Genomic DNA, 16,152 nt, shown 5'->3' with positions numbered 1-16,152 from the left:
ATAGTAGCTGAGAAAGTTTAACGAGAAAAGGCATTGCAAGGAATTATATGGCGTCTGTAAACGATTTGATTTTGGAGTCAAACGTTAGGGAGAGGCTATATCCTGCAATGCCTTTTAAAATCCTTCAAATTTATATGAAAACTGCTAACAGGTACGCTTATGCATCTTGTTTCTCCGGAAACATTTTCCCGAAGAGAAAACGGATCAGCGGTCCACAGTACATAAGCTGCCAGAAGAAGGCTACCGGGAAGTTCATGAAAGTGGTCTGGAGCCATACGGCAACGAACTGGGAACCCGCATTTTTAAACAAGATTGTGGCAATTAAGCTCATGATCGGGCACATAATGCAGATGATCATAACAGAAATTGCAACTGTGATGGCGAAAGGTCTGTCTTTAGGTGTGACAATACGAAAAGCAAGCTTATGGGCAAGGTTATCAACAATAAAGAACTCCAGTACAAATGCAACCGGCCACATAATCTTCATTTCGCCGAAAGCCATGAGAAATACCTGGTTGCTCATTCCACCGATGTTCAGGGAAATGTTGTAGCAGATCATGGCGTAGACCATAAGGAAAGCCATCATCAGAGTGAAAATAACATTTTGAAACTTAGTTTTTGGCATAAAATTGTTCTCCTTTTTCTAAAAATGGGTACAAAAAAGACACATGTGTTGTTCGTTATCAAGTGTACACTTGTGTCGTTTCCAATTTTATACCAGAGCTAATTTGTTATTGAATTGTTTACCGAATGATTATTATACCAGATAAATGGGAAAATGCAATAAAAAAAACGATATATAAGATGGACTAAGAAATGATAATGGGGATTTTTTATAAGTCAGAATGCAGTTTTACTTAAGTTCCTTGGTTATATTAAACTAGTGGTTTATTGCAGAATATATAGTTCTTCTGGTAATATAAAACATGTAAGAAATCATATCGGTCATTATCCCGTTAAGGAGGCGGAGCGGACTGTAAATCCGCTGTTATCATAACACGAGTGGGTTCGATTCCCTCATGGCCGAGTATACTCCTGTAGCTCAGCTGGATAGAGCACGCGTCTACGAAGCGCGGTGTCGAGAGTTCGAATCTCCCTAGGAGTGCTTCCAATGGCAGATGTCTTGGAATAAAGTGAATCAGGTAAGGAAATGGTGCAAAGGAAGAAAGCTGTCTGTGACTAGACGGCTTTTTTTCATTGAGATTCAACTTCTGGATTTTGAAGATGTGCTATTTGCGATGGATTTCTTACACTTTACGTAAAAAACAGGTACAGAAATTGCAGGGTGTTATAATAAATCCATATTATGAATTATGTAAAATAATCGATGGAGGATGAAGGTATGAAAACAAAGCAGGCTGTAAATCCGTACCTGCCAAGCTGGGAATACGTGCCGGATGCGGAGCCGCATATTGTGGATGGACGTGTATACATATATGGTTCTCATGATCTTTTTAACGGCTTGAATTTCTGTCTGGGAGATTATGTATGCTGGTCAGCGCCGGTAGACGATCTGGGCAACTGGCGTTATGAGGGTGTTATTTTCAAAAGAGAGCAGGATCCGGCAGCACCGAAGATCCGTCTTACAAATGGTCTGGCAGCACCGGATATGATCCAGGGACCGGACGGAAGATTTTATCTTTATTATTTCATGGGCGGCACCAAGATGATCTCTGTGGCTGTCTGTGACAAGCCGGCAGGCAAATATGAATTCTATGGTTATGTAAAATATGCAGACGGCACTCCTATTGGAAAGAAAGAGGAGCCGCTGCAGTTTGACCCGGGCGTTTTTATGGATGATGATGGAAAGCTGTATCTTTATACAGGCTTTGCCCTTCAGGGAAATCCCCTTCTGCTTGATGGATCCAAGCCGACTGAGCACGGTGCAATGTGCTTCGAGCTGGACCCGGCAGATATGCTTACTGTAAAAATGGGACCGAAATACATTGGAATTGCCAGTGAGAAAGAAGCACCGGGAAGTTCTTATGAGGGACATCCCTTCCTGGAGGCAAGCTCCATGCGTAAATTCAATGGAACCTATTACTTCATCTACAGTTCCCTGAACAGCCATGAGCTTTGCTATGCAACAAGCGATAACCCTACAGAGGGCTTTGAGTTTGGCGGTGTTCTGGTCAGCAACGGGGACATCGGCCTTCCTGGAATCACAGATGTAAAAAATGCAAGAAACTGCACCGGAAACACTCACGGAAGCCTGATCGAGATTAATGGAAGCTATTATGTTTTCTATCACAGACACAGTAACCGTAAGCAGTCTTCCCGTCAGGCCTGTGCAGAGCGCATCCGCTTCGAGAATGGCAAATTCTATCAGGCAGAGATGACCTCCTGTGGTCTGAATGACGGACCGCTTAAGGGAAAAGGAAACTATCCTTCCTACATTGCCTGCAACGTATATGGCAAAAAAGGAACCCGTTTCTTAAGTATGATCAAACATCCAAAGTCCGGTCATCCATATCTGACTCAGGAAGGAAAGGATCGTGAGCAGGGGTCAGATCAGTATATTGCCAATATGTGTGACGGAGCAGTTGCAGGCTTCAAATATTTTGACCTGCGTGAGACCTCTAAGGTTCGTATTAATATTAAGGGAAAAGCAACTGGAATTGTTTATGTATCCACAGAGGAAGGCGGCAAGCCAGTGGCAAAGATTCAGGTAAAACCTTGCAAGGAACAGCACGGTTTTGCAGCTGATGTAAACGGACTCGGTGAGAAAGAGGCACTGTACTTCAGTTACAAGGGAACTGGCGCATTTAATTTTATGTCTTTTGATCTGAAGTAAGATTCCATTAAATGTGCAGGAAATATTCTGCCTGCAAATGGAAGACAGAGCTTAAATAAAGGGAAAAAGAGTTTATCTTAAGAGTCAAATAAACCTAGGAGGCGAAATATTTGAACATTACTAATTTTGCAAAAAAACTTGCAGAAAAGCCGGTTTTTAAAACAAGAATCAAATCCGATCAGGTGAAGCTTCCGGAAATTGCCATTGGATATTTTCTGGCGCCCTTTTGCGCCATGTTTGCCAATGCCATTTTCGGTGCCTATCTGAACCGTTATTATGTGGATGTACTTGGCTGGACGAAATTCGGAGCATTTGCCACACTTCTGCCAATCGTATCTGTGATTTTCGTAGTTCTCGGAAATCTGATGATCGGGCAGTGGATCGACAACACCAGAAGTACACAGGGAAAAGCAAGACCTTACCTGATCATTGCAGCACCAATGCTGATCATAGCCATTATTCTTATGTTTATGACACCAACTAAGGGCAATAATGCAGTGCAGATGATCTGGATCGCAGTGTCCTATAACCTGTACTATGCACTTGCATATCCATGTTTTTACTGTGCGCATAGCTCCATGGTTTCTCTTTCTACCAGAAATTCTGAGAGCCGCGGGCTTCTTGCAACACTGTCAAATGCAGCAATGGTTGCTTCCGCAGGAGTTGGAGCCAGCATTGTAGTGCCGATTCTTCTTCAGAGCTTTCTGTTTGTGACAAAGGACGGCGGAATCGATGTGGACGCAAGCTATTCACACTGGAGGATTATTTCCATAGTTCTTTGCCTTGTAAGTGCATTTGGCTGTATGCTGGAATATTATTTTACCAGAGAGCGTATTACAGAGGAAACCATCAATCTGAATGTGAAGGAAGAGAAGCTTCCTCTGAAAAAACAGCTGGAAGGCTGTATCCACAACAAATACTGGTGGATCATCATTCTCTATTTCCTGATTTTCCAGTTTGGCCAGCTGATCAAAAACAGTTCCATGAGCTTCTATGTAAGATGGATGTTTGACAGTGTAATTAATTCTGCAAATCCGGAGCAGACTTCCGGTGCATTAATGTCAACACTTGGTTTGGTTGGTGGAATTCCTACTGCCGTTGGTATGGTAGTGGCATGGCCAATTGCCCGTAAGCTGGGCAAAAAGAGAGCTGTTGTTACAGGACTTTGCTTCTCCGTTGTAGGCGGCCTTGTCTGTTTCCTGAATGTACACAGCTTCGGAATGGTTGCTGCAAGTATGGTACTGAAAGGAATCGGAAGTATTCCGGCAATGTATGTGACGATGGCGCTTCTTTCTGATGTGCTGGATCACCTGGAAGCGAAAAATGGTTTCCGAAGCGATGGATTTACAATGTCTGTTTATAGCTCCATTATGGTAGGTCTTAGCGGACTCTGTATCGGTGTGCTGAACAGTCTTCTTACCTTTGCAGGCTACAGCAATACCGGCATTGCCTGCAATCCGCAGACTCTGGAAATCATTGAAAATGTGGCAAACTATACAGGGCAGATCGTTTACCGTCAGATGGGCGGCGTGGAGCAGGTGCTTGCATTTGCATTTCTGGCGGCAGATGTGATCACCTATGCAGTTGTTATCATTCTCATGAGCCGTCTGGATGTGGAAAAACACATTGAAGAGGATCAGAAAAAGATAAAAGAAAATCAGAAGAAAGCAGCTAATAATTAATTGTTTCAGAACCTGTTTCCTGTTATACTATTCTTAGTTAACGCAAGTGATTCCGGCTCCCTGGTGCAGTGTCACTGTGCCAGGGAGCCGTTTTAGCCGAATAAGCTGCGAAGAAGCTATTCGATTATGAGAAGGCAGCAAAGCGGATTGGAGTATCCGTTTGATTGAATAGGATAGGTGAGAAATAATTATGATAAGAATTGCAATTGTAGAGGATGACAGGCATGACCGGGAGGCGTTGAAGAAATGCCTGAATCGTTATGAAAAAGAGAACCAGATGAAATTTTCCGTAACAGAATTTCAGGACGGAGAGGATATTGTGACCGATTACACTGCCAGCTATGACCTTATTATTCTGGATATTGAGATGGCGTTTCTCAATGGAATGAAAGCAGCAGAAAAAATCCGCGAGCTTGATACAAATGTAATTATTATTTTTATTACAAATATGCCTCAGTATGCCATTCAGGGATATAAAGTAAATGCGCTGGATTATATTTTGAAGCCAATTTCCTATTTTTCATTTTCAGAGAGTATGGTAAGGGCTCTGGCAAAGGTGAAGACACCGGAGAAGGAGTACATTACCATTGTTCTGAAGGGAGGTAAAAAGAAGCTGGATGTGGCGCGGATTTGTTACGTGGAGGTTCAGGACCATGTGCTGATCTACCACACTCTGGATGGGGATTTTGAGACAAAGGGCACTATGAGGGATACAGATAATCAGTTTGATCCGAAGAAATATTTTCGGTGTAACCGCTGTTATCTGGTAAATCTGGAATTTGTAGAGACTTATCAGGGCAGTGATATTATGGTAAACGGCGATACGATCCAGGTGAGCAGAAGCAGGCGGAAGCCCTTCCTGGATGCCCTGAATGAATATATGAATGAGGTGGAAAAATGAGAGGCACAGTAGTCAACACTCCCGGATATTATTATGCCATTTCCTACTGGCTTTCTGCACTGGTAATGATTCTTGTGCATGGATGCGGGAAAAAAGATGTGTGGAAATATGTGTATGGGGTGTTGAGCTTTATCAGTATTTTTACCGTTATGTTTTTTACAGATGGAATAAAGCAGATGTTTTTCATGCCTCTTATGGTTTGTGTGTTTTTGCTGATGCTTTTGTACATCAGGATGGCAGGAGAGCTTCCATGGCGTGAAACCGGATTTTTCTGTGCGAAGGCATTTATCAACGCAGAATTTGCAGCCTCTTTGTGCTGGCAGATTCATTATTTTTATACAGGTGATTTCAGCGGTCAGGAGAAGGGGAAACCAGAGCTGATGTTATGGAGAGTGCTGCATATGGTAGTTATTTATGCAGTATTATACATTCTGATTTATCTGATCGAACGTTATCTGAAAAAGGATATTGAAGAATTGCAGATCACCCGCAGAGAATTACTGGTTGTATATTTTGTGCTGATTATGGTGTATTGTATCAGCAATGTAAGCTATGTGGATGTAAAAAGTATTTTCAGTGCAGGAACAGCTATGGATGTGTTTATTATCCGCACACTGGCGGATCTCAGCGGTATGGCGGTGCTTTATGCTTATCACATTCAGGTAAAAGAGATCCAGATGCGTTTTGAGAAGGATACGCTTCGGAATATTATGGATATGCAGTACAAAAATTACAAGCTTTCCAAGGAGAGTATCGACATTGTAAATCAGAAATACCATGATCTGAAGCATCAGATCAATCTTTTAAAAAGCGGCGCAGATTCTGAAAAAGCAGGGGAATACCTGGAACAGATGGAGCGTGAGATCAAGATTTATGAGACACAGAATAAAACGGGAAATAAGGTCCTTGATACCATTCTTACCAGTAAAAGCATGCATTGTCAGAGACATGGTATTGAGCTGAAATTTATGGGTGAGGGGCAGCTGCTGAATTTTATGGAGGATATGGATATCAGTGCTCTTTTCGGAAATATGCTGGATAATGCTATTGAAAGTGTGGTGAAGATCAAAGACCGTCAGAAACGTCTGATTTCCCTGCATGTGATTCAGGATAAACAGTTTATTCGTATTCGCACAGAGAATTACTGCGAGGAGAACGTTCAGTTCCAGGATGGAATCCCGATCACCACCAAGAAAGACAAACGGTTCCATGGATATGGAATGAAGAGTATGAAAAAAATTGTAGAGAAGTATGGCGGTTCAGTTATGGCGGGCAAGGCGAATAACTGGTTTGAGCTGAAGATACTGATTCCGATGAAACATTAGACGATTTTTAGGAGGAAAAATAATGCCATCATATAGTATAATTGAGAATTTCGAAGTACATAAAAATAATCGTTTTCTGGAAATTGCAGAGGCCCTGAAGCCGGAGCTTTTGCATAAAGAAATTAAGGCTGAAAAGGAAATTATGGTGGGAAAAGACCGCCAGATGAGAACAGTTATTACAGAAGAGCACCCAATTGAAAATCTGTATGCAAAATCTTTAAAAAGAGATGATACAGTATTTGTAGATTTCGGAGATCATGCTGTAGGTTATGTGACTCTGGAGCTTAGTAAAACAGGAAGCCATCAGGATGCACCGGTTTATTTTTACCTGAAATTCGGTGAGCGTCTGGAGGAAATGACGGACAAAACTGCTGATTATGACGGCTGGCTCAGCCGTGGCTGGATTCAGGAGGAGTATATTCATGTGGATGTACTTCCGGCGAAGGTGAAGCTGCCAAGAAGATATTCTTTCCGTTATATGGAGCTTCGTGTAATTGATACTTCTGCCAAGTTCCAGCTGAAAATCGATGGTATTTCCTGTGATACGGTTTCTGCTGTAGATATGGAGTCTGTAAAGCCTGTGGATTTCGGAGATCCGCTTCTGAATCAGATTGATCTGGTAAGCCGAAAAACCCTGAAAGAATGTATGCAGGATGTTTTTGAGGATGGACCAAAGCGTGACTGCAGAATGTGGCTGGGAGATCTGAGACTTCAGGCGAGAGCCAATTATTACACCTTTAAGAATTATGATCTTGCCAAACGCTGTATGTATATTTTTGCAGGACTGCTTTTTAATGAGGGAAAGCTAAGCGCCTGTGTATTCACAGAACCGGAGATGGAGCCAGATGATACTTACCTTCTGGACTATGCATTGTTTTTCTCATCTGTGCTTCTGGATTATTATGAGGCAACCGATGATCTGGAAACCTTAAGGGATCTCTATGATGTGGCAATTGATCAGATCCGCATTGCCATGACACAGTTAAATGAGAAAAATGTTGTGGAGGATTTAGGTGATGCATTCTGGTGCTTCCTGGACTGGGGAGATGGTCTGAATAAGCAGGCCGGAGCTACAGCAGTTCTTATTTACTGTATCCGTTACGGAATCCGCCTTGCAAAGATTCTGGATAAACAGGAGGATATCAGCTGGCTGGAAGAGAAGCAGGCCATGCTGAAAGAGGCAGCGGTGAAAGAGTTCTGGGATGAAGAGCTTGGAATGTTCGTAAGCGGTCCGGACCGTCAGGCTTCCTGGGCAACCCAGATCTGGATGATTCTGGCCCGTGTCTTTGACAAAGAGACAAACTGTAAATTGATCCATCATGTAATGGAAGTGAATCCAAGAATCCGCATGGTAACTCCATATATGTATCATCACTATATTGATGCGCTTATCCGCTGTGATGAGAAAGAGCTTGCACTGGAAGAAATGAAGCGTTACTGGGGTGAGATGATCCGCGACGGCGCCGACACCTTCTGGGAACTGTACAATCCATACAACCGGGAGGAATCCCCTTATGGCTCCAGCATGGTTAACAGCTACTGTCACGCATGGAGCTGTACGCCGACGTATTTTCTTAGAAAATTTTATATGGATAATGAGAAATAAGATTGAGAATGAGGATCTTGCAGAAATGCAGGATCCTTTTTGAAATGAGAGAAAGATTCTTGATAAAATGCAACACGCAGGAAATAATGTCTGGCATTACAATATGGGGAAAGGAGCATTAAAATAGCCCTGCCATCATAATGGCAGGGCTAAAATAATCATTTCTTTTTATTCTTTTTGGATTTCTTAGTCTCATTCTGGGCTGCCTGAGCTTCCTCAGCAGATTTCTTAAAACGTGCGAAAAATCCTTTTTTCTTCTTAACCGGAGCGTCCAGGTTACCGCGGATGCCTTTTACACCTACTATGTAAAGTCCACTTACTTCAGCTTTGATCTCTTTCTTCACAGGGATAAGGTCGAATACTTTCTCGTCTGCGATAAGAATGGAAATCTTCGGTCCGACTTTAGCCTTAACGATCGGCATCTTGGAGCGGCGGAGAAGCTTCGGAGTCTGGTCGATGACCATCTGTGGGAGACCTGATTCCTTAAGTGGCATTCTCTTCTTATCAATAACGAGCATGGAAACGGTCTGTTTACTTGCCTCGATCTGTGCCTGCTGTTCTTCCTGCTTCTTCTGGGTCTTCTTGCCAAAGAAATATAAACCAACCAGTAATCCGATGAGGATTACGAGAATCACCAGAAGGACGATTGTTACTGGATGCATACTTATCCTCCTACTATATTATAAAGTTTCTTAATAACTATTCAGCCTGCACTGTTCTGCAAAGCGTGTTACTGTTCACTCCGTGACCAGTAACACGCTTCGCGATGCACAGAAAGACGAACCTTCTTGTGACAAGCACAGGAAGTAGCGTTTGCTGCGCAAACTTAATTCTCAGGTTTTCTGTGAACTTTGTTCAAAAAACACCTCGCGGAACGTTACCAGTGAACAGTAACCTGTGAAGAAACTGAACAGTTATATTCTTGTTTCACATAAACTACATTTTAGCATCATTTTTGGGAAAAGGCAATTGTTTTGTTATCTCCTTTAAAAAGCTTATACGCCGTGAAAGTATATAAAACCGGTACCGCAAATGCTGCAAGATTCATAAGAACCAGTATAATACTTCCCTTAATATGAAAGAAGTGGGCAATCTGGGGAATAAAGGCCAAAATTCCAAAGATAACGGTGCTCATTCTTCCTTTTTCTGCATTCATCACGCCTATAATTCCAATTGCAATCTGAAGAAGTGTAAATGCATAAGTAAGTGCAAAAGCCTCTGTAGTATCACCATGGCTTACATGTCTGCCCACAATATTAGTGGTTCCGATCCAGAAGCGGGCTGCGATCAAAGAAGCAGAACCCAGGGCTATTTCAAATAGTGCGCTTATGCGCATAATATCTGATCTGTTCATATTTTCCTCCTTTAGAGTGAATGATATAGAGCTTAATATTTTTGATATTTGAGGTTAAAACATATTTTATCATGTGTTTTTTATTTTAACAATATATGGCAATAGAATGCAAGGATATTTACTGAGAAGAGGTGGTAATTATTTTGAATATCATGTATAATAGAAATCTACTGGTTACAGAATGGATAGATTTATCTGGTATGGTTATAATAAATGCCAGATTACAGATTCCGTTCAGGATTAATAGGAAGCTTTGTAGGTTTTCTTTATTAACTGGTCTTGCGGGAAGAAGGTGTTTTGAGGGGGGCTTACAGTATAGTTAGGAGTTATACATTATGAAGAAATCGGATACAGAACAGGAACAGCCTGGTCTGGAAGAGAATAAAGTTCCCGACAGCCAGTCCAAGCGGGAGCTTGACAGAGAATTACAGGAACTGGCAGAGAAGGAACACCAGGAAGAGATATATTACGAAGAACGACGGCGCGAGAGACATGAGCGCAATCTGAAGAGAAAGAAGAGGCAGATACGGAATCGTAATCTGGCTCTTATTATTACTGCTCTGGCAGTGTTGGGCGGTGTGGGATACTTTTATAGAGAGCAGACAGGGTTAAAAGACGGCATGGAAACGCTGGTAGCCAAGGTAAGGGATTTGGTTCCTGATAAGAATTCCGGTAAAGAGAGCAAGGCAGCAGAAGAACTGGCAAAGGCTGACCAAAGCACCGAAAGCATCGAAAACTCCGATATTAATACAGAGGAAGCTGCTGACAGCTCAGACAGTACAGATATACAACCGGAATCTGGTGAAGGCACGGCAGATGACAGTGATGAGACAACTGGAAATACAGGTGACAATTCAGAGGATACTGCACAGGATGAATCCGGGAATATGTCCGATGAAGAGAAAACAGAAGATAATTCTTCAGATTCTGCAAATCAGCCAGAGCAGGATGCAGCCCAGGCAGCAGCCATAGATTTAAATGGGGTTATGCCACAGGCAGCAGCTGCCGGCACAGGTATCATCAGGAGGCAGATCCGTCACGAGAAGAAGGTACTGACCACAGCCAAGGAGAAAGCTGCCCAGTATGATTATGACGGTGCAATCAGCCTTTTGCAGAAGGACAATGCATATGTGAGAAATGTCCATTTTCAGAATGCTGCAGAGAAATTCCAGAAGAAAAAGGATAAATGTGTAGCCTGGTCTCCAGAACAGGTAACTCACATTTTTTACCATTCCCTGATCGTGGATACTTCCAAGGCGTTTGATGGAGATTACAAGACAGATGGTTATAATCAGGTTATGACCACTATGGATGAGTTTAATAAGATAACCCAGATCATGTATGACGAGGGATATGTAATGGTAAACCTTTATGATCTGGCAGACGTTGATGAAAATGGGAAAATGCAGGCAAAGCAGATTTATCTTCCTAAGGGAAAAACACCGTTTGTTCTTTCGCAGGACGATGTATGTTATTATCACTCCCAGGATGGAGATGGAATTGCCACCAAGCTTGTTATAGACGAAGAGGGGAAGGTTCGCAACGAATATGTACAGGATGATGGAAGCACAGTTGTAGGTGACTATGATGTTGTACCGCTGATCGACCGGTTTGTGGAGGAACATCCTGATTTTGCATATCATGGACATAAGGGAATTGTAGCGCTTACAGGCTACAATGGAATCCTGGGTTACCGCACAGATATCAGCTATCAGACAAGACCAGATGATCTGAATGATGATAAAAAGGCGTGGCTTGACGCGCATCCTGATTTTGATCTGGATACAGAGCGGGCAGAAGCGAAAAAGGTCGCAGATGCCATGAAGGCGGAGGGCTGGACTTTTGCCAGCCATACATGGGGACATAAAAACATGTCCACAGTTTCCATGGAACGCCTTGAAACAGATACACAGAATTTCAAAGAGAACATTGACCCGCTTATTGGCGGAACAGATATTATTATCTTTGCTTTCGGAGCAGATATTAATAACGGCGGAGAGTACACTGGCAATGAGAAATTTGAATATCTGAAATCCCAGGGCTATGATTATTATTGCAATGTGGACTCTAACAAATATTTTGTACAGATGACGGATGAATATTTCCGGATGGGAAGAAGAAACGTGGATGGATACCGAATGTATTACAATCCGGACATGCTGGCAGATCTGTTTGACGTAAGCCAGGTATTTGACTCATCCAGACCCACTCCTGTACCGCCTATGAATGGGGGCTGATAAGACCAGCTGCAAAGAGGGCATGGATTCGCATGATTTTGCGCTGAGATTCTCGGGTTTTATGTGAACTTTGTTCACATAAAACACCTCGCGGAACGTTACCAGTGAACAGTAACGCGGCGGAGATAAAATAAAAATGATTGCCTCAGTGGGCTTCCTTTTTAATAGAAAATGTGATAATTTTATAAAAGAGTAACTGAAGGGAGTATGAAATGAAAAGAAAACTATATTTGGCAGCGTTAGTAATGTGTATGGCACTTGCTGTAAATGGCTGCGGAAGTGATAAAGAAACTACCAGTACAGAGAGTGAGAGCACTGCCACAGAGCAGCAGGCAGAGGATTCGGCAGAGGAAGAAGAGGTACAGGAACCTTATACAGATTCTACCGGTGCGACACGCCTGGTTTCAGTGGATAATGTGGAGAAATATGTTACAATTGCAGACTATAAGGGGATAACTCTTGATAATTCTGTACCAGAAGTGACAGATGAGGATATTGAGAATCGTATCGCAGAGAATTTGAAAGACAATTCAGTGGAAGTGACAGATGAGAACGCTGTCATCCAGAATGGTGATACCGCTACTATTAATTTCGTAGGTACAAAAGACGGGGAAGCTTTTGAAGGTGGAACTGGTAATAATTATGACCTTGTGATCGGAAGCGGCACAATGATTCCCGGATTTGAAGAAGGAATCGTGGGAATGAAGAAGGGGGAGACAAAAGACGTACCGGTAACCTTCCCGGAGAGCTACCGCAACAGTGAACTGGCTGGACAGGATGCAGTATTCCAGATTACCGTGCAGAGCTTTAAGAGACCACCGGAACTGACCGATGACTGGGTTGCAGCGAATACCGATTACAAGACAATTGATGAATATAAGGCTTCTGTTCGCGCACAGCTGGAGCAGGAGGCACAGGATCAGGCCGACAGCAGTCTGCGCAGCACTGCATGGAATACTGTTTACACCAATTCTGAGGTTGTGGAATATCCGGAGAAAGACGTAGAAGAGGCAGTGAAGACATTTAAGAAACAGGCAGAAGCATACGCGAAGCAGGGAAATATGGAGCTTGAAGACTTCGTAGAGTCTCAGGGCGTTTCCATGGATGATTTCGAAGCCCAGTGCCAGCAGTATGCCCAGGCCAAGGTAAAACAGAATCTGCTTATTCAGGGAATCATGGACGCAGAGGGAATGACTTTGGAGGATGAGGAAAGCCTTGCAATCCAGAATCAGCTGGTAGAGCAGTATGCTTCTGGCGATCTTGCAGTTCTTATCGATACTTACGGTCAGGTTGCAGTGGATGAGAGTATCGGACTTATGAGAGTTCAGGATTTCATTATTGCAAATGCAAATTATGATCAGACAGCAGCGGATACATCTGCTGAAGGTGAGGCCGCACAGGCTGCTGAGGGAACAGAAGCAGCAGAACATGCAGATGGCAGTACAACTGACGGACAGAGCACGGATGGCGGGGATACAGCAGAAGATCAGGAAACTGGTGCAACCGCAGATACAGGCACAGCAGCGGATGCTTCAACAGATACACAGGATGACAGTACAGAGAATTGACGGTTGCTGTTTATAATAGAAACAGCAGCCAATGAATCTCAGGAGGGAATGGAGTTATGATTATTAAAAACGGAGAAGTTTTTCAGGAGGATGGAAGCTTCAGATTACAGGATCTGTATGTGGAGAATCATAGAATCGTGGCTTCTGAGGATGAGGTTACGGACAAGACGACTGTAGACGCGGCTGGGCTCAGGGTAATCCCGGGACTGGTGGATATTCACAGTCACGGTGCATTTGGACATGATTTTTCTGATGCTGATCCGGAGGGACTTAAGATTATTCTGAAATACGAAAAGAGCCACGGAATTACTTCCTATTGTCCTACTTCCATGACATTGCCGGCAGAAGAACTGAAGGAAATTTTTGCTACTATTAAGACCGTGGGAGAAATGAAAGACGGAGCTGCTGTCCGGGGAATCAATATGGAAGGACCGTTTCTGGATGCGAAGAAAAAAGGCGCCCATGTGGAGGGCTATATCCGCAAACCGGATGCCGGATTTTTCCGTGAACTGAATGAATATTCCGGAAATATGGTGAAGCTGGTAACTCTGGCACCGAATGTGGATGGTGCTATGGAATTCATTGATGAGGTACATAATGAGGTGTGCATTTCCCTTGGTCATACAGCAGCTGATTACGATACAGCAGCGGAGGCCATGAGAAGAGGTGCACACCATGTGACACATCTTTATAATGCCATGCAGCCACTGGCGCACAGAGAACCAGGACTGATCGGAGCTGCCTGTGATGATGGGCAGTGTATGGCAGAGATGATCTGTGATGGCATTCACATTCATCCCGCTGTGATCCGCGCTACATTTAAGATGTTTGGACCAGAGAGGATTGTACTGATCAGTGACTCTATGATGGCTACTGGAATGGAGAACGGAACCTACCAGCTGGGTGGACAGGAAGTAACGATGAAGGACTGTAAGGCAACTTTGAAGGACGGTACGATTGCCGGTTCTGCTACGAACCTGTATGATTGTATGCGCAAGGCTGTTTCTTTTGGTGTTCCCCTTGAAGAAGCGATTTTTGCAGCAACACGAAATCCGGCAAAGAGTATTGGTATTTATGATGAAGTTGGTTCCCTTTCTGTTGGAAAGAAAGCGGATATTCTTCTTGTAACAGATGATCTGGAGCTGAGAGAAGTGCTATGACAGAACTTTTTTGCGGAAAATTTTTTCCACTATGTAACGAGAGATAAAGAGGGAATATGAATGGATAGAAGGGTTTTGCGCGAAAGAATGCGCAGGAAACAGCGCCAGATAAGACGAAGGAAGATCATTAAGCTGGTTACCTATGTTGTGGCAATGGTGCTGGCTGTGATTTTTGTAATAAGAGGAGTGATTTTTCCAATCGTAAGTCGTGTGGGAGGAAAGAGTACTGGAAAATCACAGAGCGTGCAGGCGGATGCAGGTGACGGAGCTGCTTCGAATGCGGATTCCAATTCTACAGATGCTCTGAGACAGCCCCTGAAAGGACAGAGCGATGTGACCAAGGTTTCTTCACTGACTCCAGGCTGGCATGAGGATTCCAGCGGACGCTGGTATCAGAATGCAGATGGTACATATTATACCAATGGTTTTGCAGAGATTGACGGAGTGAAATATGCATTTGATTCCAATGGATACATGCAGACCGGCTGGGTGACCAAGGGGGTAAACGATTATTATTTTAATGAGGATGGTTCTTACAATGCTGAGAAGAAACGCCCTTTGATCGCACTTACCTTTGATGATGGTCCGGGACAGTATACAGACAAGCTTCTGGACTGTCTGGAGGAGAACAATGCACATGCTACCTTCTTTATGTTGGGACAGCTGGTTGGACAGTATCCGGACGAAGTGAAGAGAATGGTGGAACTTGGCTGTGAGATCGGAAACCATTCCTGGGATCATCAGGATATGCTGAATCTGAGTATTGATGATGTTATAAAGGAATTCGGCGATACCGATCAGGCATTGATTGATGCCTGTGGACAGGAGTCCACGGTGATTCGTCCGCCTTATGGAGACTGCAATGACGAAATTATTTCGGCAGTTGGGAAACCTTTTATTTTGTGGTCTATTGACAGTCTGGACTGGAAATATCTGGATGCAGATCTGGATTACAATGGCATTATGAATGACAGCAATCTGGGAGACGGAGCCGTTATTCTGATGCATGATATTCATGGTCCTTCTGTTGATGCGGCACTCAGACTGATTCCAGATCTTATTGCACAGGGATATAAACTGGTAACGGTAAGTGAGATGGCAGCGGCGAAGAATGTTACCCTTCAGACGGCAAAATATGCAGAGTTCTGGCAGAGCGCCCTTGATGCAGGTTATGTGCCTGGATATAATGGAAATGGCTCTTCTGAGGACTCTTCCACAGATGGAACTTCTGATGGCAGTTCAGATGACAGCAGTAATGGAGATGAGAGCGACTTCAGTGATGGTTCCGGTGATGGAAGCGACGGCAGTGAAAGTGACGGATACACAGACGGCAGTGAGGATAGCGAAGGGGATTTTAGCAGCGACTCAGGCGAATAACGGAGAAAATAAGAGGTTCTAGAGCCTGTCTGGCATATGTGTTAAGCTTCGGGACTTCCGGAAATCGCAGATGCTGTATAGTGTGAATGATAGTATACGCTTGTACTTATGAGAAAAATGTCAAAGTACAGGCGTATTTTTTTACAGT

At 43.4% G+C, this 16,152-nt stretch carries 12 protein-coding genes and 2 tRNA genes; 11 read left to right on the top strand and 3 right to left on the bottom strand.

Going from position 1 to position 16,152, the window contains the following annotated elements; all coding sequences use genetic code 11:
- Positions 1-157: 157 nt before the first annotated feature.
- Positions 158-625 carry a DUF2798 domain-containing protein gene (locus PGQ38_RS00175; protein WP_118577555.1) on the bottom strand — a complete coding sequence of 156 codons (468 nt, stop codon included), beginning with the start codon at positions 623-625 and terminating at the stop codon, positions 158-160.
- Positions 626-942: 317 nt separating this feature from the next.
- Between PGQ38_RS00175 and PGQ38_RS00170 the strand changes: the two genes are divergently transcribed.
- From PGQ38_RS00170 to PGQ38_RS00140, 7 genes are all read left to right on the top strand, one after another.
- Positions 943-1,027: transfer RNA gene (locus tag PGQ38_RS00170), tRNA-Tyr, on the top strand.
- A gap of 4 nt (positions 1,028-1,031) precedes the next feature.
- Positions 1,032-1,105: transfer RNA gene (locus PGQ38_RS00165), tRNA-Arg, on the top strand.
- Between the two features lie 237 nt (positions 1,106-1,342).
- Positions 1,343-2,794 carry a family 43 glycosylhydrolase gene (locus tag PGQ38_RS00160; protein WP_173769724.1) on the top strand — a complete coding sequence of 484 codons (1,452 nt, stop codon included), beginning with the start codon at positions 1,343-1,345 and terminating at the stop codon, positions 2,792-2,794.
- 110 nt (positions 2,795-2,904) lie between these two features.
- Complete coding sequence (locus PGQ38_RS00155) at positions 2,905-4,476, top strand: MFS transporter (protein WP_179988271.1); 1,572 nt, start codon at positions 2,905-2,907, stop codon at positions 4,474-4,476.
- A gap of 190 nt (positions 4,477-4,666) precedes the next feature.
- Positions 4,667-5,377 (top strand): LytR/AlgR family response regulator transcription factor, encoded by a 711-nt coding sequence (locus PGQ38_RS00150; RefSeq protein ID WP_173769723.1) that lies wholly within the window; start codon positions 4,667-4,669, stop codon positions 5,375-5,377.
- Positions 5,374-6,702, top strand: a complete 1,329-nt coding sequence (locus tag PGQ38_RS00145) for an ATP-binding protein (protein ID WP_270430465.1) — start codon at positions 5,374-5,376, stop codon at positions 6,700-6,702. Before PGQ38_RS00150 ends, PGQ38_RS00145 begins: the two co-directional genes overlap by 4 nt.
- A gap of 22 nt (positions 6,703-6,724) precedes the next feature.
- Entirely contained in the window at positions 6,725-8,308 is a 1,584-nt protein-coding gene (locus PGQ38_RS00140; protein ID WP_270430464.1) for an alpha-L-rhamnosidase-related protein, read from the top strand.
- 158 nt (positions 8,309-8,466) lie between these two features.
- On the opposite strand, the gene PGQ38_RS00135 is transcribed toward PGQ38_RS00140, so the two are convergent.
- Positions 8,467-8,970, bottom strand: coding sequence for a hypothetical protein (locus PGQ38_RS00135; RefSeq protein WP_118577551.1), 504 nt, complete (start codon positions 8,968-8,970; stop codon positions 8,467-8,469).
- A 287-nt stretch (positions 8,971-9,257) separates the two neighbouring features.
- Positions 9,258-9,662: a hypothetical protein gene (locus PGQ38_RS00130; protein WP_204452444.1), complete on the bottom strand. Its 405-nt coding sequence runs from the start codon at positions 9,660-9,662 to the stop codon at positions 9,258-9,260.
- 335 nt (positions 9,663-9,997) lie between these two features.
- Between PGQ38_RS00130 and PGQ38_RS19450 the strand changes: the two genes are divergently transcribed.
- From PGQ38_RS19450 to PGQ38_RS00110, 4 genes are all read left to right on the top strand, one after another.
- Complete coding sequence (locus tag PGQ38_RS19450; RefSeq protein ID WP_330674415.1) at positions 9,998-11,899, top strand: polysaccharide deacetylase family protein; 1,902 nt, start codon at positions 9,998-10,000, stop codon at positions 11,897-11,899.
- A gap of 212 nt (positions 11,900-12,111) precedes the next feature.
- Entirely contained in the window at positions 12,112-13,467 is a 1,356-nt protein-coding gene (tig, locus tag PGQ38_RS00120; RefSeq protein ID WP_204452442.1) for a trigger factor, read from the top strand.
- A 56-nt stretch (positions 13,468-13,523) separates the two neighbouring features.
- Positions 13,524-14,627 (top strand): N-acetylglucosamine-6-phosphate deacetylase, encoded by a 1,104-nt coding sequence (nagA, locus tag PGQ38_RS00115; RefSeq protein ID WP_204452440.1) that lies wholly within the window; start codon positions 13,524-13,526, stop codon positions 14,625-14,627.
- A 60-nt stretch (positions 14,628-14,687) separates the two neighbouring features.
- Entirely contained in the window at positions 14,688-16,004 is a 1,317-nt protein-coding gene (locus PGQ38_RS00110) for a polysaccharide deacetylase family protein (RefSeq protein WP_204452438.1), read from the top strand.
- The last annotated feature ends 148 nt before the right edge of the window (positions 16,005-16,152 follow it).

It is taken from the genome of Blautia faecis, from assembly GCF_027662325.1.
Classification (GTDB): Bacteria; Bacillota; Clostridia; order Lachnospirales; family Lachnospiraceae; genus Blautia_A; species Blautia_A faecis.
The sequence above is the reverse complement of the archived record's forward strand: the minus strand, read 5'-3'. Positions and strand labels throughout refer to the sequence as shown.